Here is a 24260-nt window from a genome sequence, read left to right as displayed (position 1 = left end):
TTTAGCTCATCACGACATTTCACTTTCCTGACATTCAATGCTGACAATGGCGCGACAAGCCTCATCAGCACATGTTCACTATCACGATGCAGCATTGTATAAAAAACACCCACTCTACTATAACGGTTAACCCTATGAATGCAATTGTAAATATTGTTTAAATTTGACTCATTTATCTGTTTGTAAACGCCCTTATAAGCCTAGTAAGAGTTTCCAGCCACTACAACTTAAGTTGCAATTTTTTTATTCATGCAAACCTTAATGTCGATTCATTTAACTAAAGCGAAATCTCGCAGGCAGCATATAAAGATCTATTCTGCTAAAAATACCGTATGATGATGTTATTATGAGAATTACTGGAACACGTTATGTCCTCTGTTGTCTGTCAGTTATCACAAGTCACTAAAAGCTTTACCGACGGCGAGCAACGTCATCAAGTTCTTAATGATGTCGACTTAAGGTTACATCTCGGTGATACCATTGCATTAACAGGGCCTAGTGGTACAGGTAAAAGTACCCTGCTTAACATTATTGCAGGCTTTGAGCGTGTTGATGCCGGCCAGTTAACACTGCTAGAACAAGACACACACCTCTGGACTGATAACCAATGGGCATTATTTCGGCGCCAACAATTAGGTGTCGTATTTCAGCAGTTCAACCTCCTCACACCGCTAAATGTCATTGATAATATTAGATTTCCACTTCAGCTAAATAATCAAAAATGGAATATTTGGGGTGATGAACTCATTGAAAAACTTACACTTACTGAAGTCATTAACCGACCCGTTGAGACCTTGTCTGGTGGACAACAACAGCGAGTAGCGATTGCAAGAGCCTTAATCCATAAGCCTGCGCTACTATTAGCTGATGAGCCCACGGGTAATCTTGATGAAAAAGCAGGACAACAAGTCATGGGACTGTTGTGCGATCTAGCCAAAGCCGCTAACACAACAGTACTTATGGTAACGCACAGCGATACTTGTGCTGCGTTTATGCAAAGGCGCTGGCACCTTGAGCAAGGTAAAGTGCATGAATGATAAGCGAAGCAATCAAGACAATAAGCCTCAACTAGATGCAGGTACGAATCTAGGTACCATAAGCTGCACACCAACTGAACTTGATTATCGTTTAGAGCAAGACTCTGCTTCAGGCTATAGCTTATACAATAGTTTGGCCGTATTTGCTGCGCATTATCGCCATGCACCTTTACAAGCTGGTGCTATCTTACTTGGTATTATTTTGGCTGTTACGTTATTAATTGGGGTTAAATCCACCAACGAAAACGCAGTCCGAAGTTACAGTGAAGCTACGGAACTTTTAAGCCAACGAGCCTCGTTACTCATCACACCTAATACAGGTGAACAGTATCTGGATGAGCAAGTTTACTTTCGCCTTCGTCAAGCAGGAATAAGCCAAGCACTCGCTGTCATTAATGGGTTAGTGGTCGATAGTGAAGGACGACGCTGGCAACTTCAAGGTAGTGACCTGTTTGCAGCAATTAACCTTCAGCAGCATAGTGGCACTAATCAGAAAACAGATTCTGCAATTAACCCAAATATCCCCTTAGCGAAATTACTCGGCGCTAAAAATATTCTGCTCATGAGCCAATCCTTAGCCGATAAAGTCGCCCCAGATGGCCTGTTTTACCTTCAAGACCCATTAAATGAACAAGGGCATCCTATTTCACTTGAAGTCGTAGGCTTAGACGATGAGTTTGGCTTAGGAAATGCAATTGTTGCTGATATCTCTCTTGCGCAGTCTCTGCTAAATCATTCTCAAAAGTTATCTTATATTGCCTTATTTGACGAACCCAGCAGCTTGATAACTCAAATTAATCAAGCACAATTATTATTACAACAAGCTACGATAACAGAACAAGATCAAGGACAGGCACTCCAAGAGTTAACCCGTAGTTTCCATCTCAATTTAAATGCAATGAGTATGTTAGCCTTTGTTGTCGGCCTGTTTATCGCCTACAACGGTGTGCGTTACAGCTTGATGAAACGGCAAAAACTGTTAGTTCAACTGCTGCAATTAGGTGTCCAAAAGCACATGTTATTACTGGCACTTGTGGTTGAGCTCAGTTTTCTGGTGTTTGTCGGTTCAGTCGTTGGCTTCATTCTCGGTTTGCAGTTAAGTCTCTGGTTGCAGCCTATGGTTGCGATGACACTTGAACAACTATACGGTGCACGCTTAATGCCTGGTTCATGGCAATGGCAATGGTTAGTTCAAGCAATGGCATTAACCTTATTTGCAGGATTACTGGCCTGTTTACCTCTTTATCGCCAACTCACTAACCAGCCACTTGCTCGAATGATAGCCAAAAGCAATCAAGTATCGCATTTGGTCAAAACCCATCGTATGCAATTTATGATTGCCTGCATTGCATTAATTGGCTGTGCATTAGCATTTCCCTTTGCAAAACAGTATCAGGTCAGTTTGGGGTTAATGGGGATTGTGATCATTGCGATTCCACTGCTATTACCACTGACGATTTACCGTATCAGTGAATGGATGGCCAACCTCTTTCCTACTGGGTTATGGCATTACATGATTGCAGAAACAAAAGAGCTAATCGGCCCGCTATCTTTAGCTATGATGGCTATGCTACTGGCATTAACTGCCAATATATCAATGAATACATTAGTGGGCAGTTTTGAAATCACACTGAAAAACTGGCTTGAAAGTCGTCTTCATGCAGACTTGTATATGCGCCCTGCAAGCGACAAAATTCTTGAGATCCAAGACTTGTTATCAAAACAAGAAAAGGTTTCAGGTATTTACACGCAGTGGACTATCGCCTCGACCTACCAAGGAATGCCAATTGAGTTAGTGAGTCGAGACCTCTATTCAACCAAAGTCACAAGCTCTTTGAAGAGTCAGACGGATAACCTATGGTCAGAATTTGTCGCGGGTAAGCAAATCTTAATCAGTGAACCCATCGCAATAAAATATGGCTTAAACATTGGTGATAGTTTCAACATCGACCCCTTCAATCATGCCAGTACACATCAACTTCCAACGATTGGAGCCATTTTTTTTGACTATGGTAATCCCAAGGGGCAAGTCGTTATAGATAGAAGTTTATGGCAACAACTGCAATTACCACAGCAACCCAAAAGTATTGCAGCAAGTTATCAAGGCGATATCGGTCAACTTGAATCATTGCTGTTAGAAAGCAAATTGATCTCTAATGCCCAAATGTACAATCAAGCCAAAATCAAGCAGCAAGCCATTGCCATGTTTAAGCAAACCTTCTCGATAACCATGGTACTAAACAGTTTAACTCTGATTGTTGCTGCCATAGGATTATTCAGCGCTTGTTTAATGCTGATTCAGGCAAGGCAAGCTCCACTCGCCAAGCTCTACGCACTAGGAATTAATAAAAGAGAGTTACGTCTAATGACCTTTGTGCAAATGCAGTTGATTGTATTGCTAACCTGTTTAGTTGCGCTTCCTACAGGAGCGGTTTTGGGTTACTTGCTCATTAATAAAGTGACACTGCAAGCGTTTGGTTGGAGCATTGCAATGCTATGGGATTGGCCAGCTTATTTTCGAGTGGTCGTTATCGCACTAACAACCAGCGCTATCGCCATTGCGATTCCACTATATTGGCAAACCAGAAAACCGCTAATTAGTAGCTTACAGCAGGAGGCGTTGTGATGAACGATAACAAGCAAAATATTAACTCAATTGCTCATAAAATTAGCCTCTGTTGTATGACGATTTTAATGCTCAGCGCATGCCAGCCTGAACCCGAATCGAGTCAAATTAACATGGGCGGGATATTAGGAGACACTTCATCGAGTTTGACTCAATACACTAAGGTCGAACCGGGATATCAATTTACATTTCCAGCAGATCATTTAGGCCATGATGATTTTCGACAAGAGTGGTGGTATTTAACTGCCAATATGCAAACTCAATCTGGTGAACAGCTTGGCCTACAATGGACTCAATTTCGTATTGCGCTCACTAGTGAAGAGCCAAGTGGAGTAGTGAGTGCAATAGCTAACGCAGAAGTGAGTGAAAAAAGCAGCCACGCTCAAGCCAATGAATCCGCCCCACTTCAGCAACAAACTGACCACTCGAAATGGGCAACATCACAGATGTACATGTCCCATGCAGCTTTAACATCAATTGACACTCATCAAGCCGCGGAAAAATGGTCACGAGGTCACCCCCAATTTGCCGATGTAACAGCAAACCCTTTCACAGTGAAACTAGATAATTGGCAATGGATGAGTGAATCATCAGCAATGTTTCCTGCAACACTCAAGGTCGCAACTGATACCTTTAGTTATCAATTATCCTTAACAAGCTCTGCACCTATGCAACTACAGGGCGAAAGCGGCTACAGCATAAAAAGTGCTGATAGCGCAGTTGCCTCTTATTATTACAGCCAACCATTTATTGATTTAACTGGCACGATTACTCGTAACGGAAAACAAGAAACTGTCACAGGCAAAGCATGGTTAGATAGAGAATGGAGTTCGCAATTTCTGACCAAGGCGCAACAAGGTTGGGATTGGTTTTCCATCCGTCTTGATGATGATTCTGCATTAATGGTATTTCAGCTACGTGGAGCAGACAAAAATACACCAGCATTTTTCAGTGCTAGGAGAATGTTTGCCGACGGTAGTGGTCGAAATATCACTAACCAGAGAACGAACGATATTGCCATGAGACCGATAAGCTGGCAGCAAACTGACAGCGGAAAATATCCCGTTAGCTGGCAATTATCTATTGAAAGCGAACAAATCGATCTGACAGTAACAGCACTCAACCCTGACAGTAATATGTCACTTTCAATCCCTTACTGGGAAGGGCCGATTCAGGTTTCTGGTAGCCATAAAGGCAATGGTTATATGGAGTTAACTGGTTATTAGGTTAACTACTCACTATGTAATATATACCAAATACGATATGAATATGTGCCATCCACTTGGCACTGGGCTTATTGGATGTATGTTTATATTTAAATCAAACTCTGTATAAAATAAAAACAATTAATTTAGTGTGTTTTATCCCGCTAATTTCCTTCAAATTCTCTCATCTTGGCCTAGAATCAATGTATCGCTTAAATTATCATCACCTAATTAAGTGACTGAGTAACTTCTAAAATGTGTCTTAGATCACGTTGTAAAATGTGATCTACAACAACAAACTATCAGTATACTCATTGCGAGGTATACCCATGATAAATGTGAGGTTTAAACTCAACATTATAGAGATGAATAAAGCCATTATTTGGCATATAAAACGATGATTAACCTTTCAAGGTTATCAACTAACAGCAAAGAGTGAGGAAACACCATGAGCATAAGCCGTCGCGAGTTTCTAAAAGCCAATGCCGCTACTGCAGCCGCGTCGGCTGTTGGGCTTGCCTTACCAATCAAAATGGTTCAAGCAGAAGAGAAATCTGCAGAAATTAAATGGGATAAAGCCCCATGTCGTTTCTGTGGTGTAGGTTGTAGTGTATTAGTCGGAACAAAAGGCGGTAAAGTTGTTGCGACTCAAGGTGACCCAGAAAGCCCAGTTAACAAAGGTCTTAACTGTGTTAAAGGCTACTTCCTTTCTAAGATCATGTACGGTAAGGACCGTTTAACTTCGCCATTATTAAGAATGAAAGATGGCAAGTATGACAAAGAAGGTGAATTCACTCCTGTTAGTTGGGATGTTGCTCTAGACACTATGGCTGACAAGTGGAAAGAAAGCATCGCCAAAAAAGGCCCAACTTCAGTTGGTATGTTTGGTTCTGGCCAATGGACAATTTGGGAAGGCTACGCTGCATCTAAATTGCATAAAGCTGGCTTCTTAACCAACAACATCGATCCTAACGCTCGTCACTGTATGGCATCTGCAGTGGGTGGTTTCATGCGTACTTTTGGTATTGATGAGCCAATGGGTAGTTATGACGACTTCGAAGCGGCAGATCATTTCGTGCTTTGGGGCGCGAACATGGCAGAAATGCATCCAATTTTATGGTCACGCTTAACTGACCGTCGCTTAAGCCATGCTGGCAGCAAGGTTCACGTTTTATCAACGTTTGAAAACCGCAGCTTCGAGCTTGCCGACAACGCAATGGTATTTAAGCCACAGTCTGACCTAGTTATCTTGAACTATATTGCTAACTACATCATTCAAAACGATGCGGTTAATAAAGATTTCGTTAGCAAACACACAAACTTCGCTGAAGGTGTCACTGACATTGGTTATGGCTTACGTCCAGAGCATCCATTAGAGAAGAAAGCGAAAAACCCAGGTAACGGTAAATCTAAGCCTATCTCGTTTGAAGAGTACGCGAAGTTCGTTAGCACATACACTGCAGAATACGCTTCAGAAATGAGTGGTGTACCTGTTGAGAATCTTGAGGAAATGGCAAAAGCTTACGCTGATCCTAACATCAAGATCATGAGCTTATGGACCATGGGTATTAACCAACATACTCGTGGTGTTTGGGCAAACAACATGCTTTATAACATTCACTTGTTAACCGGTAAAATTGCTACCCCAGGCAACAGCCCGTTCTCATTAACAGGACAACCATCAGCATGTGGTACCGCTCGTGAAGTCGGTACATTCGCTCATCGTCTACCTGCAGATATGGTCGTCGCTAACCCTAAACATCGTGCGATGACTGAAGATTTATGGCAATTACCTGAAGGCACTATCCCGCCTAAACCAGGTTATCACGCCGTTCTTCAAAGCCGTATGCTTAAAGATGGCAAGTTGAATTGTTACTGGACTATGTGTACCAATAACATGCAGGCTGGTCCTAATATCAATGATGAAATTTACCCTGGTTTCCGTAACCCTGAAAACTTCATCGTGGTATCTGATCCATACCCAACGGTTACCGCAACTGCCGCTGACTTGATTCTTCCAACAGCAATGTGGGTAGAAAAAGAAGGGGCTTACGGTAACGCTGAACGTCGTACTCATATGTGGCATCAGCAAGTTAAAGCACCGGAAGGCGCTAAGTCTGATTTGTGGCAACTTGTTGAGTTCTCTAAGCGCTTCAAAGTGTCAGAAGTATGGCCTGCTGAATTAATTGCTAAAAAACCTGAATACGCAGAAAAGACGTTATATGACATCTTGTTCGCAAATGGTGTAGTGGATAAATTCCCTACTTCTGAGTGTAAAGGCGACTACAACGATGAAAATGATGCATTCGGTTTCTACCTTCAAAAGGGTCTGTTTGAAGAGTACGCACAGTTTGGTCGTGGCCATGGTCATGACTTAGATACCTTTGAAAACTACCACGAAAACCGCGGTAAACGCTGGCCTGTTGTTAACGGTACTGAAACAGTTCGTCGCTTCGTTGAAGGCAGTGACCCATATGTTAAAGCGGGTGAAGGTTATAACTTCTACGGTAAGCCTGATGGTCGCGCAGTCATTTTCGCTCTACCATTCGAGCCAGCAGCTGAAGAGCCAAATGAAGAGTTCGACTTATGGATGTCTACGGGACGTGTTCTTGAACACTGGCATACAGCAAGTATGACTGCACGTGTACCTGAGCTGCACAAGTCATATCCAGATGCACAGGTATTCATGCACCCTAAAGATGCGAGTAGTCGTGGTCTTAAAAATGGTGATGAAGTGAAAGTGATTTCTCCACGTGGAGAAGTTAAAACACGTGTTGAAACCAAAGGCCGTAACAAACCGCCTGTCGGCGTGGTATTTATGCCATTCTTTGACGCTAGACAGCTGGTAAACAAGTTATTACTCGATGCGACTGATCCGTTATCTAAAGAAACGGATTTTAAGAAGTGTCCTGTGAAGATTGTTAAAGCCTAATTTGACTGACTGTCATGCCTCTTTAAACGATATTGAGGCATGACAACATCACTAATTTTCTCTATCCATTGATGATGAAACATAATGGATATGACGGAGTGTAAATCATGAAGAAAATACTCAGCCTTGCTGCGATAGTGCTCAGTCTTAGCGCTTGCTCAGGCCAACAAGCACAAGAAGCTGCCGCACCAGTAAATGTTAAATCACTTGCCGGAGACGTAGCCATTACTGATACGTTACCTGCAGAAGCTAAAGCGACTTACCCAAGTCGTGGTACAGCTTTAGAAAGAGATTTTGTGCATATGCCGCCGCTCATTCCGCATAAAGACTCTTATAAACTAACAACCAAGAAAAATGGGTGCTTAACCTGTCACAGCACAGAAAAAGCAGCTCGCATGAAAGCAACACCAGTGCATGAGTCTCACTTAAGTGCAGACGGTAAGTTTGATGATAAATATTACTTCTGTGTTCAGTGTCACGTTGCACAAGCTGATAATAAAGAAGCGTTAGTGGGTAACACTCACACCAACTAAGCTTTATTGAGTCAGAATACTGCTCGCAATAAAATGCCACCGTCACATGACCGTGGCATTTTTTTATGGCCGTTCATTGTACTCATGAGGCGCTCTGGCAGTCACCTCAGCTAACAAATAGTGCTGACGGCTAACATTATGATGGTTTTAAGTTTTAGCTGCCATAGAGGCTTTACATCGCTTGCGGTAAAACGTCTTACCTTAATCATATTTCTTCCTTGATGAAATGTTGAGCCACATTTTGCGTTATGAGAGGCAAGTTCCAATAAGCTTTAGGTAGCCTCTTAATCAATAAGCGTTATTTGCATGTTTACTCTTAAACATAAACCGAATAGATAAGCTGTCTGTATTAATTTTGAAGCATAAAAAAACCGCTGCAAAGGCAGCGGTTTTTAATTAAAGGGTTTAGTTAAGAATTACTTCTTAGCTTCACGCTCTTTAACTTCAGCAATTACTTTTTCAGCAACACTGTTTGGACATGGTGCGTAGTGAGCGAATTCCATAGAGAATTGGCCACGACCAGATGTCATAGTACGTAGTGAACCGATGTAACCGAACATTTCTGATAACGGTACGTCAGCTTTAATACGAACACCAGTAACACCAGCCATTTGGTCTTTGATCATACCACGACGACGGTTAAGGTCACCAATTACGTCACCTACGTTGTCTTCTGGGCTGAATACGTCAACGTTCATGATAGGCTCAAGAAGTTGTGCACCGGCTTTAGGCATAGACTGACGGAATGCACCTTTAGCAGCGATTTCGAACGCGATAGCTGACGAGTCAACTGCGTGGAAAGCACCATCAGTAAGTTCTAGTTCAACGTCTAACACAGGGAAACCAGCAACAGTACCGGTGTTCATCATGCTAGCGAAACCTTTCTCAACTGCAGGCCAGAATTCTTTAGGTACGTTACCACCAACAACTGAAGAGCTGAAAGTGAAGCCAGAGTTTTGCTCACCTGGACGGATAACGTAGTCGATCTTACCGAACTGACCAGAACCACCAGACTGTTTCTTATGCGTGTAGCTATCTTCTGTAACTTTAGTGATAGTTTCACGGTAAGCAACTTGAGGCTCACCAACAATTAAGTCAACACCGTAAGTACGCTTAAGGATGTCTACTTTAATGTCTAAGTGAAGCTCACCCATACCTTTAAGGATGGTTTCGCCTGAATCTTCGTCAGTTTCTACGCGGAAAGATGGATCTTCTGCAATCATTTTACCGATAGCGATACCCATTTTCTCTGAACCACCTTTATCTTTAGGTGCTACAGCGATAGAGATTACTGGCTCTGGGAATACCATTGCTTCAAGAGTACAAGGATGTTTAACATCACATAAAGTGTGACCAGTTTGAACATTCTTCATACCTACGATAGCGATAATGTCACCAGCTTGAGCTGAATCTAATTCGTTACGCTCATCTGCTTGCATCTCAACCATACGGCCAACACGCTCAGTTTTACCTGTTGCAGAGTTAAGGATAGTGTCACCCTTCTTAATACGACCTGAGTAGATACGTACGAAAGTTAGTGCACCGAAACGGTCATCCATAATCTTGAATGCAAGCGCTTTTAATGGAGCATCTGCATCAACGATTGCGTGTTCGCCAGTTTCATTACCTTCTTCATCAGTAAGAGGTTGTGGATCAACTTCAACTGGGTTAGGTAAGTAATCAACAACAGCATCAAGAAGAAGCTGCATACCTTTGTTCTTGAACGCAGAACCACAGTATGTTGGGAAGAAGTCCATTGTACGAGTACCCTTACGGATACAACGCTTGATGTCTTCCATAGATGGCTCTTCGCCTTCCATGTAAGCTTCCATTAGATCGTCGTCTTGCTCAACAGCAGTTTCGATTAACATTTCGCGGTATTCTTCTACCATGTCAACCATGTCAGCTGGAACGTCTTCAATCTTGTAGTTTTCTGCTTGGCCTGTTTCATCCCAAACCCATGCTTTACGGGTTAATAGGTCAACAACACCAGAGAATTCGTCTTCGATACCAATCGGTAAAACCATAACTAATGGATTAGCAGCTAGAACGTCTTGAGTTTGCTTAACAACACGTAAGAAATCAGCACCCATACGGTCTAATTTGTTTACGAAGATGATACGCGCAACTTCTGATTCGTTAGCATAACGCCAGTTAGTTTCTGACTGAGGCTCAACACCACCAGAACCACAGAATACACCTACACCGCCATCAAGAACTTTAAGCGAACGATATACTTCAACTGTGAAGTCAACGTGGCCTGGAGTGTCGATAACGTTAAAACGGTGGTCATTCCAGAAACAGCTTACTGCTGCTGACTGAATAGTAATACCGCGCTCAGCTTCCTGTTCCATGAAGTCAGTAGTAGATTCACCATCATGTACTTCACCGATCTTATGGATCTTACCGGTTAGCTTTAGGATACGCTCGGTGGTCGTGGTTTTACCCGCGTCAACGTGAGCGAAGATACCAATGTTTCTGTATTTGGATAATTCGGTCATGATTCAACTTTAATGATTAGTTAAGAGGTAAACGGAGTATGTAAAAAAGCTAGACACACCGCACATCTGGTTATTTAAGGCGCATATTGTAAGTGGGAACCTTCAAATGCGCAAATGAGACTTGCAAAATTTATCACATTTCGCATAAAAAAAATGTCCATAATTTCAATATTTCTAAATAAAACAACAAAATAAAAGTTATTGTTTATTTTTCAAACAACTTAATTTTTTATGTTAAAACGCCGCATTTTTGACAACGGCTAGCTCAACCGAGGTAAATTTGGTGCAATTAGCAACAAAAAAGCCAATTTGTATCAAAATAAACATGCTATTGGTTAAAACTTGCTGGTAATTTCCATAAAAAAATCCCCAGCCATAAACTGAGGATTTTTGCTATATCATCGCCATAAACATTACATTATGGCTTGTTCATTATTACTCACCGTCAATCGGTAAAATAACAAACAGTAAGTCGCCTTGTGATACTTGCTGACCGTTACCATTCAGAATACGTTCAATACGGTACTTCTGATTTTCAGGGTAAAGAATCGCATTTTGACGGTTAAAGCCGGCTAATGTGACTTGTGAGAACATCTTCATCGCTTCTGTAAGCGCTAAAGTTTGATCTACAGTGACAATGTCACCTTCTTTAACGAAGTCAGGCTCACCTGGCGCTGGAGAGGTATAGAAGATACCGGCACCTTGTGCGAGTACTTTAAGTTCATTACTCTCTGCAACACGTAATGATTCAGTATCTAAACCAACAGTTTCAGCCGCTGCTTCCATTTCAGCAACCAATGCAGGTACGTCTAGCTCTGCCATTAGGCGTGGCAGATAATTCGTATCGTAAACGCCTTGGTTAAAGGTGGCATCTTTCAGAATTAGCTTCAGTAATGGAATGTTAGTCGCAATACCCTTGATAACGACACTGTCTAGATATGCAGACATCTTAGAGACAACATCTTCACGTGACTCACCACGGATAATGATTTGTGCGATTAAGCTATCGTAGTATGGCGATACTTCCTTGCCAGTTTCAGCGATAGAAATAATCTCAATACCTTCACCTTCTGGCATCACGCACTCAGTTATCATGCCAGGGTTTGGTAATAATTGAAGTACACCTTCGCTGTCTAAAGCTGCTTTTTCAGCAGTGACACGTACTTCCATCGCGTAACCTTGCTCAACAGGCTGTAAATCTTCAATTGAGCGACCTGCAGCAATATCGAACTGAGCGCTAACAATATCGATACCTGATGTTGCTTCAGTAACTGGATGCTCTACTTGTAGACGTGTATTCATTTCCATGAAGTACACTTCGTTAGCATCAAGGTTGTAAATAAACTCAACCGTACCAGCACCCATGTAATCAGTCGCATCACCTAAAGCGCGCGTATACTCCAGTACACGTTGCTTCAATTCTTCAGGCAACATGGTTGAACCAGACTCTTCGATTACTTTTTGGTTATTACGTTGAACTGAACAGTCACGAATACCCAATACTTTGGTGTTACCAAACTTATCACGTAACAATTGCACTTCGATGTGCCGAAGTGAAGTCACGTATTTCTCAAGGTATAAATCACCGTTACCAAATGCTGCAGCCGCTTCTGTAGAGGTTTTTTGGAATAAGCCAATCATGTCTTCAGGCTTAGTCACAACCTGGATACCTTTACCGCCACCACCTTGAACCGCTTTAAGCAATACTGGGTAACCAATTTCAATGGCCACATTCACTGCTTGTTCAGCATTAGTTAAAATACCATGTGAACCAGGTACAACAGGTACATTTTGCGCTTGCGAAGTCTTAATTGCATTCGACTTGTTACCCATGGTCGTCATTGAATGAACGCTAGGACCAACAAAGTTAACGCCATTGTTTACACACAATGCAGCAAACTGCGGGCTTTCAGATAAGAAACCAATACCAGGGTGAAGTGCATCTACGTTTTCGTAATCAGCAACTTTCAGAACAGAGTATGCATTTAAGTAACTTTCATCTGAGGTGTTACCACCAATACAAACCAGCTTATCGTTAACTTTCAACATATCTGCTGGCACTGAGGTCATATCAGGATCTGAAGCAACAAGAACAACATTGATGTCATTATCATGTGCCTTACGGATCAATTTAACCGCTGTACAGCCACGTGCGTGAACCAAAACTTTGTCAATTGGCTTCATCAGCATACGAGGATCGTCTTGAACGATTTTCTCTTCTATCGCTTTCACTTCCGGCACTAAGCTTGATAATGCTTTCGCAATGACATCATGAGCATGTAATGTCGGTAGTGGCATTAATGGATCAATGCTTGATAAATGGCTATCGAGTGTGTCGCTGAACGGGTTATGCACTAACCCCGTCATTGCACCAGGTACTTTTGATAAGTAGTTAGATAACGTTGCAGTAGACGGCAAGTAAGCAGGAACAACCATTTGACCCGCAAACGGCATATTTGTACCTGATAGGTAGTAAGTTTGCACTAAAGGATGCGTTACAAAACTTGCTTGAGCACCACCGGTACAATCACCAAAACCAAACATCAATACTGGTAATTCGTTATCACGAACAAAACGGGTAATACGGTCATTAACCACAGCCATTGAGAATAGCGCCGCTGCACCTTCTTTAGTTTGCATACCACCTGAACTGATGAAGCAAACGACAGGTAATTTACGCTTAGCACATTCAATCAACAGCGCGCTGAACTTCTCAGCACTCGCCATATCAAATGCACCCGCTTGGAATGCAATATTTGATACCGCAACACCTACGCGTAATTTACTTTCGCCATGTTCAAAGTCAGCAAGGCCTGTGATTAAACCACATGGGCGAATGCCTTTATCTAATGCATCTTCAATAGATAAACGGAAACCAGGGAAGTTAAGTTGGTTTGCCGACATTTTGTCGCCATTTAGCTCTTCGAATTCTGTGAAGAACTTAGCAATCACACTTTCCCAACCCATTTTGCCTTGACGTTTTTCATCACGTAAAACTTTTTGGATAAGTAAATCCTGGTAACCCATAGTCAAACGGTTCCAGAAGTCTTTACGACGACCAATGCGCACAGGGTTAATTGCACCCGTGTACTTAGAATGGTCTTCTTCACTGTCAAAGTATTCTGGTAATAAACGTTCAAAGAAGTAAGTTAAGATCACGAATAAACTGTCGTTTAATTGTGGGAAACCAACACTCTTCCATTGCTCAACACGAGTCAGCAGTTCAGCACGGTTAGATTGACCCATGAAGAATTTAAGCCACTTGTAGAACTTACTTTTATCATTGGCATCATCATTAGTAGATAATGCAGTGTCGATAGAGGTATGTAATAGCTTATCAACTGATTCACGCGATAAGCTTTTAGACATCATCGCTTCTTTAGAAATCGATGCTAAATTTTGAACCACATTGTCATATAACGCATTGAAGATAAGTACGTTGTGACATTGCCAAATAAAGTCTTCACGCAGCTCATCATTAACAACAATATCAAGCACGGTTAACTGATTAAGCTCAGGCCATGGCGCTTGTGTTGTTGAAGCAGGTAAAGACTCAAGGTACTTGATTAAGCCTTTAAAGTTGTTCGCAGCATTGCTTTTCCAGCGATGATATAGCGACCAACCAATGTTGAATAACAATGCCTTACGTGCTTTTTTATAGTTTTCTTTTGGCTCACCAAGAATGAAACGAGTAATGACGTTACGTTCAGCTGAAATTTCGCTTCGTTTACTGTCGAATGTGCCCCAAAGCTTATTCAATTCTTCATCGTACACTAGCTTATCTGGCGTTGATAACCATGCTTGGAAAACACTGTCTTGTTCTTGTTGAATACGTGCTAATAAATCACCTTCAGGCACACTGACTTTCGACAAGCGACCATACTGTTCAACAGAAATAGAATGAATACGGCTACGTAAGGTTAAATAACGTAGGTAACGATATGCACTGCCAAATAAGTTATGGTGCATGGTCGGGCTATTCGCCACAGCCAAACCTTGGTTATTTTCAAGTGCAGCTAAGTTCTTAGATGGGTCTAAGAAACGCGACAAACTGCGGTCATAATGCTCACGTAAATCATCAGAATCACGAACGAAAGTAATTGCTGCTTTCTCTACTGCTTCAATACCACTGATAATTGCACGACGTAAATTATGTTGGCGCTCATCTTTATCGTATGGTGAGAAATCAACGATACCGTCGATACAACCTGCAGAAAGTAACTCTTCTGGTGATACACCGACTGACTTAGCACATTCCTGCCAAGACAAGTTGTATTTACGGGCAATTGATTGCAAACCTTGAGGCTGAATAGTATTGAAAATACCATCACGCAGTGACAATAAGATGTTGGCTGCAGCTAATGGAATTGCACCGCCTGAGTAACCCGCACCAATGACAATACCAACGGTTGGAACATCAACGTTGGCACTTTCAGCAATCGCTTTTGAAATCGAGTGTGCTTGGTTTTGACTGTTAGCCACTTCACCCGCATCAGCACCTGGAGTGTCAATGAGGTATACGATTGGCATTGATAACTCAGCAAAATGACGAATCGCTTTACATGCCGCTAAGTGATGCTCTGGCATCCACGCGCCATTAGATGTGGTTCTTTCTTGAGCGATAAAACCAACACGGCGAGTACGAGAACCGAAATTTAATTCAATTTCAGCACTGTAAAAAGAGCCTAAATGCTCTTCAGTGATCAGCTTACCTTTAAGGTCTGCAATCACACGCTTGGCACTTGGGCGGTTTTTATCTTGAGTCGGTTGAATAACCTTAGATACATAACTGTCAACATCAAGTGTCGACAATTCTTTTAAATTCGATTGGATAGCATCTTCAGAAAGTAGACCTTTAACTTCTTCAGCTAATGTCTGCTTACTGTGGGCTGGGAAAAGCGAAAAATCTTTAGCTAAATGTTCCGCTTGTAAAAATAGTGGATCAGCCACTTGTTGTACTGTCTTGTTTACGGGCTGCTTTTTGCTAGTCATCCTTAGATCCTCTGCTTTTATAGCCTCTAAAATTTTTAGTCGGTAAATATAACTTTGTTCGCTGTCCAATTACCATTAAACTGTCGAAGACGCTTTGTTCCATTTTTGAGACAGTGAGGCTAAAGTGCCTGATTTAAACGGTATGATGCTGTTTGCAGCAGTAGTTAGAGCAAAAGGCTTTTCGCAAGCCGCCCGAGACATCGGACAACCAAAATCAACCATAAGTCGCAAAGTAGCTCAATTAGAAGAGCAACTTGGCGTGCGTTTATTGCAACGGGACACGCGTAATTTAAGCCTAACTCAAGTTGGTGCATTATTCTTTCAGCATTGCGATTCGATTAGCCAAGAAATTGATGCCGCCAAGGCCATTATTGAAAATACCCATAGTGATATTTCGGGGTCTTTGCGTATCGCAATTCCAGTGTCATTTTCTCAAGAAGTCATTGCTAACTTATGTAGTAGCTTCATGCGTCTTTACCCCAACATTGAGCTGGATGTTCAATTTACCGACAGTAATGTAGGCTTAGTGGGTGAAGGCTATGATATCGCCATCAAGTACGGGCCGTTAGAATCCTCTGACTTAGTCGCTCGATTGCTTTTTGAGCGCCAACCTATTTTAGTCGCAAGTCCAGGTTATCTCAAAAAATCGGGCACGCCAGCGACGCCCCAAGAGCTAGCTCAGCACAGTGGGATATTATTAGGAACAAGCTTATCAGCACCAATATGGCCTGTTGGTAAAGGGAGCCGTAAAACAATGGCCACCTTTAAACGCAAAGTACGCGTTAATAGTGCCAGTATGGTTAAGCGACTCGCTCAAGATGACTTTGGCATTGCGATGTTATCAAATACCAGCTGTAAGCAAGAGTTAGCCGCAGGAACATTAGTGCCACTGTTGCAAGAATGGCCGATGGAACCATTTAAAGTTTATGGGGTTTACTCAAGCCGCCGCCAGTTAGCCAGTAATATCAGTGCATTTTTAGACTTCTTCGCCAAACGTTATAGTAGTCAGGAATCATTACAATCTATAATGAATTAGCGATCTAGCCGTGTTAAATTAAACAATAACAAAGACATTCTAAAGGAATAGCCATGTTCAAGCCCTTAATCACAAGCACATTAGCTGCAGCAATGTTGCTCAGTGTTAATCCCGCCTATGCGCAAAATGAATCAAGCAGCCTAAATGTAGAAGAATTGCGCCTTCCTAATGTGATGGAAGTGATGGCAGATGTGGCTAACCGCTTTGATAACCTTAATACACAATTAGATAATAAGCTCAATTCATCAACGGATGAACTGGCTATTACGCAAATGGTGGCATCACAAGGAACCAAGCTTTGGCAACAAGCAGTCGCCGATGTTAAAGCAGGTAACTACGATGATCGCGCGCTCTACTGGAGCCGCTTAGCAATGCGAAAAACCTTAAAAACAGCAGATGCTGGTTACAATATAGTGCCTTGGCAGCGCGACATTCTGGTTAACGCATTTGAGAAGTCATCTCGCGGGTTAAGCGATATTCACTTTAAACCAGAAACACGAATAAAGATCCTAGTCACTGGCTTTGACCCTTTCTTTTTAGACAAAGACATCACTCAAAGTAACCCTTCAGGATTAACTGCATTAGCACTTGATGGCATGACGTTCGACGTTAATGGTAAACAAGCTCAAATCGAAACTGTGATGATCCCAGTTCGTTTTGCTGATTTCGATGACGGTATGATTGAATCTCTACTGACACCTATGTATCGCGATAACAGTATTGATATGATTTTCACCGTCAGTATGGGGCGAGATGATTTTGATATTGAGCGTTTTCCTGCAAGAGGCCGCAGTGCTGCAGCGCCTGATAATCTCAATGTTTATACAGGTGCCAGTAAAACAGCTCCACAAGCTCCGCTATTTAATGGAGGAACATTAAACGGCCCTGAATTTGTTGAGTTCTCACTGCCTGTTAGAGCAATGCAACAAGTAGAAGGTAAATGGAAGGTCAATGACAATCATCAAGTCACCACCGTGAGCCGTGGACAATTTGATGCGAAAAACATTTACGAATTAGCCAATGAAACATCAGTTGAAGGTTCTGGCGGCGGCTATTTGTCCAATGAAATATCTTATCGTAGTATCTTGCTAAAACAGCAGTTTAACCGTGATATTCCTGTTGGGCACATTCATACCCCGAGAGTCAGTGGTTATGATGCCGATACGGAATGGGCCATTGTTGAACAAATCGTCGACATGATAAAACTTGCCGCTGTAGAATAACTGCAGCATCACTCATCTTGCCGCATGCTATTATCTCAAGGTTTGCGGCAGGACGATTCTACACGCTATAATCAAGCTCGATGTATTCATTTCCTTATTCACTATAAACGCTTTCAACAAGCCTTTTAGCCAAGCCAAATATGCTTAAATCATTGTTCCGTCGTCAAACGCAGTCATCAATAAATCACGCTGCACCAAGTGTTCCCAACGATAAAACATCGATGAAAACTTGTTTACCTAAAACTGAGGCGCAACAACAAATTTTACGCAAAGTAGAAGCAGACTATCTGCAGGCAGAAAGCTTATTGAAACGTCAATTCCCACGCCCTACTATCCAATTTACCTTAAGAGGAAAAAGCGCAGGAACGGCTCATCTCCAATTAAATAAGCTCAGGTTTAATCCTGTATTACTTGAAGAAAATATCACTGAATTTATCGATCAAGTTGTGCCTCATGAAATCAGCCATTTACTCAGTTTTCAACTGTATGGTCGGGTTAAGCCCCACGGGCAAGAGTGGCAAAACATCATGACTAGTGTATTTAATGTACCTGCCGATACGACCCATCAGCTGAATACTCAATCCGTTGCAGGTAAGCAATTTCAATATCGTTGTGACTGTGGTCCTATCATGTTATCCATTAGGCGCCACAATAAAGTGCAACGTCATCAAACACAGTACCGCTGTAAATCTTGTCAGCAAGTATTAACGCCATTAACTCTTTCGCAATAACTTTCGCAATAATCTGCTATTTAATAATGCAAAATATGAGCTTATGGTCTGGTCGTTAAAATCCAAAATACAATCCACAGTTCTGATTGCATCCCAAGTTTCAATCCCTTACCATCCTTTGCAAATATCAGGCTAAACCAACCCGTATAGCCTGTGCCGTATTGAATGTCGTTAGGGTTTATTGTGCCGTATTTAAAAGTTTCAAATCTGTTCCAAATGGGTATCGTGTTATTTGTTATCACAACTATTACGAGTGTTAGTGCGCAAGCAGCCCAACATCCATCAAGTTTTAGAAGTGCGAAAAAAATTGCCCAGAAGATATATAGTCAGTCATTACCAATGAGCAGCTTTTATTGCGGTTGTGATATTGAAGTGATTGGTAAACAATGGAAACCAAACCTAGACAGCTGTGGTTACCAAGTACGCAAACAAATTCCACGAGCAAATCGAATCGAATGGGAGCATGTTGTCCCTGCATGGGAGTTTGGTCATCAGTTGCAATACTGGCAAAATGGCGGTCGTAAAAATTGCGGCAGAACCAGTGCAGAATTTAAGAAAATGGAAGCCGATTTGCACAATCTAACCCCTGCTGTTGGTGAAGTTAATGGCGATAGAAGCAACTACCGCTTTAGCGAATGGAATGGAGAAGCCACACAATATGGCCAATGTGCTATGGTTGTTGACTTTAAAGGCCGCAAAGCACAGCCGCCAAAGCAAAGCCGCGGCGCAATTGCTCGTACCTACTTTTACATGCAGCAAACTTATGGCTTAGCCATCTCTGCTAGCCAGAAACGCTTATTCAACGCATGGGATAAAACTTATCCAGTTGATAAGGTTGAATGTTTAAGAGATAAATTAATTTCAGAGAATCAAGGCAATCATAATAATTTTGTCTTAAAACAATGTCAGAATCTCGGCCTCATTGATTAAGGATTTACTATGCGCGTCCCAAGAATTTATCAAGCAATCAATGATCTTGCTGTTAATCAGCACGTAAAACTAGACGAAGATGGTGCTGCGCACATTGGTCGTGTTCTGCGAATGACCGAAGGCGAAAACATCCGTTTATTTACTGGAAATGGCAACGATTATTTGGCAACAATAATCAGTGCAAACAAAAAAAACGTCACCGTTGAAATCATTGAAAATACGCCAAATAATTCAGAGTCACCACTAGACTTACATTTAGGTCAAGTGATATCTCGAGGTGACAGAATGGACTTTACCATTCAAAAGTCAGTTGAATTGGGCGTAACCACTATTACCCCGCTCTTTTCTGACCGCTGTGGGGTCAAATTAAGTGGCGAGCGTTTAGAAAAGAAAATCAGCCAATGGCAAAAAATTGTCATCAGTGCTTGTGAACAATCGGGACGTAGTTTCGTACCGAAAGTCAGGCCTGCAATGACACTTAATCAATGGTGTGCTGAGCAAACTGACGCATTAAAGTTAAATCTGCACCCGCGTGCTGCACATGGCATTAATGGACTATCGCTAGAAAATACCAAGGTTCGGTTATTAATTGGCCCTGAAGGCGGTCTATCAGAAGAAGAGATCGCCATGACGGAAACACATCAATTTACGGATGTGTTACTTGGCCCTAGAGTATTACGCACAGAAACAGCTTCACTGACTGCGATTACCGCGTTGCAACTACGTTTCGGTGATATCGGTTAATCAATGATAATAAGCATTGAGAAAATAAGGATAAAGTATGATTAAGCTCGGCATAGTAATGGATCCAATCAGCGACATTAACATCAAAAAAGACTCAAGTTTTGCAATGTTAATGGCAGCCCAATCTCGTGGTTACGAACTGTATTATATGGAAATGCAAGATCTCGCTATGGTAAATGGCAAGGCAATGGCAACCATGCGTTCACTGACAGTTGAAGATAATGCCACTAAATGGTTTGAATTAGGCGACAGCGAAGATACGCCACTTGCTGACTTAGATGTCATTTTAATGCGTAAAGATCCGCCATTTGATACTGAGTTCATTTATGCCACTTACATGCTTGAACGCGCTGAAGAAGAAGGCGTTTTAATCGTCAACAAACCACAAAGTTTGCGTGATGCGAATGAAAAATTGTTCACTGCTTGGTTTCCAGAGTTTACCCCTGAAACCGTGGTAACTCGTGATGCCAAACGCATCCGTGCTTTCCTCGCTGAAAAAGGCGATATTATTCTTAAACCACTTGATGGTATGGGTGGCGCATCAATTTTCCGTGTAAAACAAGATGACCCGAACATTGGCGTTATTTTAGAAACGCTCACAGAGCACGGTTCACGCTACGCCATGGCGCAAGGCTTTATCCCAGAAATTAAGCAAGGTGATAAACGTATTTTAGTTGTTGATGGTGAGCCAGTCCCTTACTCACTTGCACGTATACCCATGAAAGGTGAAACCCGAGGTAATTTAGCGGCAGGCGGCAGCGGGGTTGCTCAACCGCTATCTGAAAGCGATTTTCATATTGCACGCACATTAGGGCCTGAACTTAAAAAGCGTGGCCTAATCTTTGTTGGGTTAGATGTTATCGGTGATAAGCTCACCGAAATCAATGTTACTAGCCCAACGTGTATCAAAGAAATTGAAGCAGCGTTTGATGTCGATATTACCGGCATGCTAATGGACGCAATTGAAGCACGAATCAATAAACAAGCTTAACAATATTATAGGCTCAATAATGACGGTCATTTACCATCAAGTTGAGCCTTAATTTTACTTCAGGATTTATCATGACAATAAGAACAACACTAAGCTTAATGCTTGGGATGACCCTGTGTTTCTCATCGGTTTCTATGGCAAGTCAGCCATTAGCAGAAGCCAATATGCTTGCAGCAACCAAACAGACCAATCAAGTACAGGTTCAAGTTTCTAGTGTTTCTGATACCACAGTTTCTAGTGCTCCAAGCACAGCACCACAAGCCACAAATTCTGACACAGCTTCAAGCAAGGACTCATCAACACCTATTGTCGCGCCCATCACTAATATTCCTAATAAAAAAGCAAAACAAACTTCAGGCCCGGCTAAACCCAAGAATATGATCATTATGATTGGTGATGGTATGGGTCCCGCATACACCACCGCCTACCGCTATTTTAAAGATAACCCTGAAACACAAGAGATTGAACAAACAGTGTTTGATCGCTTACTTGTCGGTATGTCAAGCACTTACCCTGCACCTGTTAGCGGATATGTCACAGATTCAGCCGCATCAGCCACAGCCTTAGCGACGGGCTTTAAAACCTATAACGGTGCCATTGCTGTTGATGAAAATAAACGTCCGTTGACAACCATTATGGAAATGGCTAAAAAGCGAGGTTTATCGACTGGCGTAGCTGTATCATCTCAGGTAAATCATGCCACACCAGCAGCTTTTCTTGCCCATAATGAACACCGCAGAAACTACGTCGAAATCGCTGAGGACTACCTTAACTCTGATGCAGATGTCATTTTAGGTGGCGGACAAAAATATTTTTCAGAAGCCTTACTGAAGCAATTTACCGATAAAGGGTATCAGCACATCACAGAGTTTGCTCAATTAGACTCTATAACCGAACCTAAAGTGCTAGGACTGTTTGCCGATGTGCAACTGCCTTGGGTCATCGATGACAAACAAGGACACAAACTCAGCACCTTAACTCAAAAAGCATTAGATTTATTATCTCAAAACGAGCAAGGTTTTGTCTTAATGGTTGAAGGTAGCTTAATCGACTGGGCTGGCCATTCAAATGATATCGCCACGGCCATGGGAGAAATGGATGAGTTCGCTAATGCTATCGAGGTTGTGGAGCAATTTGTTCGTGAACGCCAAGATACGCTAATGGTTGTTACTGCTGACCACAATACCGGTGGCCTATCTATCGGCGCAAATAATGAATACGCTTGGGAGCCCGCGATTCTTCATCAGATAACCGCTTCACCTGAAATGATTGCAAAAGCACTAATCGCAACTGATGAATGGCAAAAACGTTTTAATGAGCTCATTGGTTTTGAGGCAACAGACGAAGAAATCGCTAAGCTTAGCGCTGCAAGAATGCAGGGACAAAAGCAGCTATTTACAACCATTTTATCTGTCATAGATCTTCGTACAAACACAGGTTGGACATCTTTAGGACACACTGCTGATGACGTACAAGTGTTTGCCGCTGGACCGGGAGCAATCTTATTCAGTGGTCACCAAGATAATATTGATATCGCCACCAAGATGATGAGTTTATTGCCTAAAGCTGCTCAATAACCCTTAAATCTCATCTCTTGATGAAAGGGCGCAGTATTAGCTGTGCCCTTTTTTATGCAAGTTTACCTTTAATAAACACGCTTTGATAACGTAAACAGTTCAGCACTTCTTTGCTATAATCGCCCTCATAACAACTGAGTTAATTTATTAAGGTCGATTCTGTGCTCACCAACACTTCTCAAGTTTTAATGCGCAATGTTCAATTCATCGAAAACCAGCACCTGCTGATTTTAAACCATGAAGCCGATACTCTCGCATCAGAGCTCCTTAGTCATGCTGCATCAGTTACAAGCTTAGCGCTTGATTTTAATCATTATCAATATGTGGCTAAACAGGATAAAGCGCATCTTACGAGCTACTTTGGTCACCAACTGCCTGACGATACCAAACAGAAATTTGATACTGTCATTGTCTACTTTCCAAAAGCAAAAGCATTGGCGCCCTACCTATTTCAATTAGCAGCTCAACATCTATCAGTTGGCGGCACGCTTATCGTTATTGGCGACAATAAAGGCGGAGTAAAATCCTTAGCAAAGCTATTGCCTGACTATTATTCTGCGCCATTAAAGCGCGATAATGCTCGACACTGTTTACTATTCATTGCTGAATTAACCGCAATTGCACCAATATTCTCGATTGAAGATTGGGTCAGCCACTATTCATTATCGACACCACAAGGAGACATTACTATTTGTAACCTTGTTGGCGTATTCAGTGAGAAAAAGCTCGATCAAGGTACTGAATTACTGCTGTCAAACCTGCCAGAATTATCGGGAAGAGTTCTAGATTTCGGCTGTGGAGCTGGCGTTATTAGTGCAGCAATGCTTAAAGTAAACCCACAACTTAACGTTGAATGTATTGATATTAATGCAATGGCGCTCAAAGCCTGCGAGCTGACCTTAGCTGCCAATCAGATGACTGCTAAAGTTTATCCATCAGATGGCTTTAAACAAATACAAGGGCAATTTAACGGTATAATTTCTAATCCGCCGTTTCACGATGGATTAGCCGCCACCACACATATTGCCAAAGATTTCGTCAAACAAAGCGCCAGCAGTTTATCTGCCAATGGTGTATGGCAAATTGTGGCTAACCGTAACCTTCCGTACGCAGACACAATTGCAGCTGAATTTGGCCAAGTTAATGTTCCTGCTGAAAATAATAAGTACAAATTGTACTTTTTCCATAAGTAACAACAAATT

At 42.0% G+C, this 24260-nt stretch carries 15 protein-coding genes; 13 read left to right on the top strand and 2 right to left on the bottom strand.

Features of this window, described 5'->3' with window-relative positions; genetic code table 11:
* Positions 1–368: 368 nt before the first annotated feature.
* The 5 genes from AB4128_RS13535 (at position 369) to AB4128_RS13515 (ending at position 8333) form a co-directional block, all read left to right on the top strand.
* Positions 369–1037 carry an ABC transporter ATP-binding protein gene (locus AB4128_RS13535; protein ID WP_055022749.1) on the top strand — a complete coding sequence of 223 codons (669 nt, stop codon included), beginning with the start codon at positions 369–371 and terminating at the stop codon, positions 1035–1037.
* Positions 1030–3663, top strand: coding sequence for an FtsX-like permease family protein (locus tag AB4128_RS13530; protein WP_372037987.1), 2634 nt, complete (start codon positions 1030–1032; stop codon positions 3661–3663). Before AB4128_RS13535 ends, AB4128_RS13530 begins: the two co-directional genes overlap by 8 nt.
* Positions 3663–4889, top strand: coding sequence for a lipocalin-like domain-containing protein (locus AB4128_RS13525; protein ID WP_372038076.1), 1227 nt, complete (start codon positions 3663–3665; stop codon positions 4887–4889). Before AB4128_RS13530 ends, AB4128_RS13525 begins: the two co-directional genes overlap by 1 nt.
* 427 nt (positions 4890–5316) lie before the next feature.
* On the top strand, positions 5317–7800 hold the full coding sequence (gene napA / locus AB4128_RS13520) for a nitrate reductase catalytic subunit NapA (RefSeq protein ID WP_055022650.1): 2484 nt from the start codon (positions 5317–5319) through the stop codon (positions 7798–7800).
* Between the two features lie 107 nt (positions 7801–7907).
* Positions 7908–8333: a nitrate reductase cytochrome c-type subunit gene (locus AB4128_RS13515; RefSeq protein ID WP_055022651.1), complete on the top strand. Its 426-nt coding sequence runs from the start codon at positions 7908–7910 to the stop codon at positions 8331–8333.
* 416 nt (positions 8334–8749) lie between these two features.
* On the opposite strand, the gene fusA is transcribed toward AB4128_RS13515, so the two are convergent.
* Positions 8750–10834, bottom strand: coding sequence for an elongation factor G (gene fusA / locus AB4128_RS13510; protein WP_055022652.1), 2085 nt, complete (start codon positions 10832–10834; stop codon positions 8750–8752).
* A gap of 435 nt (positions 10835–11269) precedes the next feature.
* A complete protein-coding gene (locus AB4128_RS13505; RefSeq protein ID WP_055022653.1) occupies positions 11270–15826 on the bottom strand; it encodes a biotin carboxylase N-terminal domain-containing protein in 4557 nt (1518 codons plus the stop codon).
* A gap of 124 nt (positions 15827–15950) precedes the next feature.
* Between AB4128_RS13505 and AB4128_RS13500 the strand changes: the two genes are divergently transcribed.
* The 8 genes from AB4128_RS13500 to AB4128_RS13465 all read left to right on the top strand — a co-directional run bounded on the left by AB4128_RS13500 (position 15951) and on the right by AB4128_RS13465 (position 24251).
* Positions 15951–16862 (top strand): LysR family transcriptional regulator, encoded by a 912-nt coding sequence (locus AB4128_RS13500; RefSeq protein WP_055022654.1) that lies wholly within the window; start codon positions 15951–15953, stop codon positions 16860–16862.
* A 53-nt stretch (positions 16863–16915) separates the two neighbouring features.
* Positions 16916–18085, top strand: a complete 1170-nt coding sequence (locus AB4128_RS13495; protein WP_372037984.1) for a hypothetical protein — start codon at positions 16916–16918, stop codon at positions 18083–18085.
* A gap of 221 nt (positions 18086–18306) precedes the next feature.
* Positions 18307–18816, top strand: a complete 510-nt coding sequence (locus AB4128_RS13490) for a SprT family zinc-dependent metalloprotease (RefSeq protein WP_372038075.1) — start codon at positions 18307–18309, stop codon at positions 18814–18816.
* Positions 18817–19032: 216 nt separating this feature from the next.
* Positions 19033–19746 (top strand): endonuclease, encoded by a 714-nt coding sequence (locus AB4128_RS13485; RefSeq protein ID WP_372038073.1) that lies wholly within the window; start codon positions 19033–19035, stop codon positions 19744–19746.
* Between the two features lie 9 nt (positions 19747–19755).
* On the top strand, positions 19756–20490 hold the full coding sequence (gene rsmE / locus AB4128_RS13480) for a 16S rRNA (uracil(1498)-N(3))-methyltransferase (RefSeq protein ID WP_372037983.1): 735 nt from the start codon (positions 19756–19758) through the stop codon (positions 20488–20490).
* A 37-nt stretch (positions 20491–20527) separates the two neighbouring features.
* Complete coding sequence (gene gshB / locus AB4128_RS13475) at positions 20528–21481, top strand: glutathione synthase (protein ID WP_055022659.1); 954 nt, start codon at positions 20528–20530, stop codon at positions 21479–21481.
* 71 nt (positions 21482–21552) lie between these two features.
* Entirely contained in the window at positions 21553–23058 is a 1506-nt protein-coding gene (locus tag AB4128_RS13470; protein WP_235530818.1) for an alkaline phosphatase, read from the top strand.
* Between the two features lie 161 nt (positions 23059–23219).
* Complete coding sequence (locus AB4128_RS13465) at positions 23220–24251, top strand: methyltransferase (RefSeq protein ID WP_055022660.1); 1032 nt, start codon at positions 23220–23222, stop codon at positions 24249–24251.
* Positions 24252–24260 lie beyond the last annotated feature (9 nt).

The organism is Shewanella sp. 10N.286.52.A9, from assembly GCF_041468985.1.
Taxonomy (GTDB): Bacteria; Pseudomonadota; Gammaproteobacteria; order Enterobacterales; family Shewanellaceae; genus Shewanella; species Shewanella japonica.
This window is presented reverse-complemented; position numbering and strand designations above follow the sequence as displayed.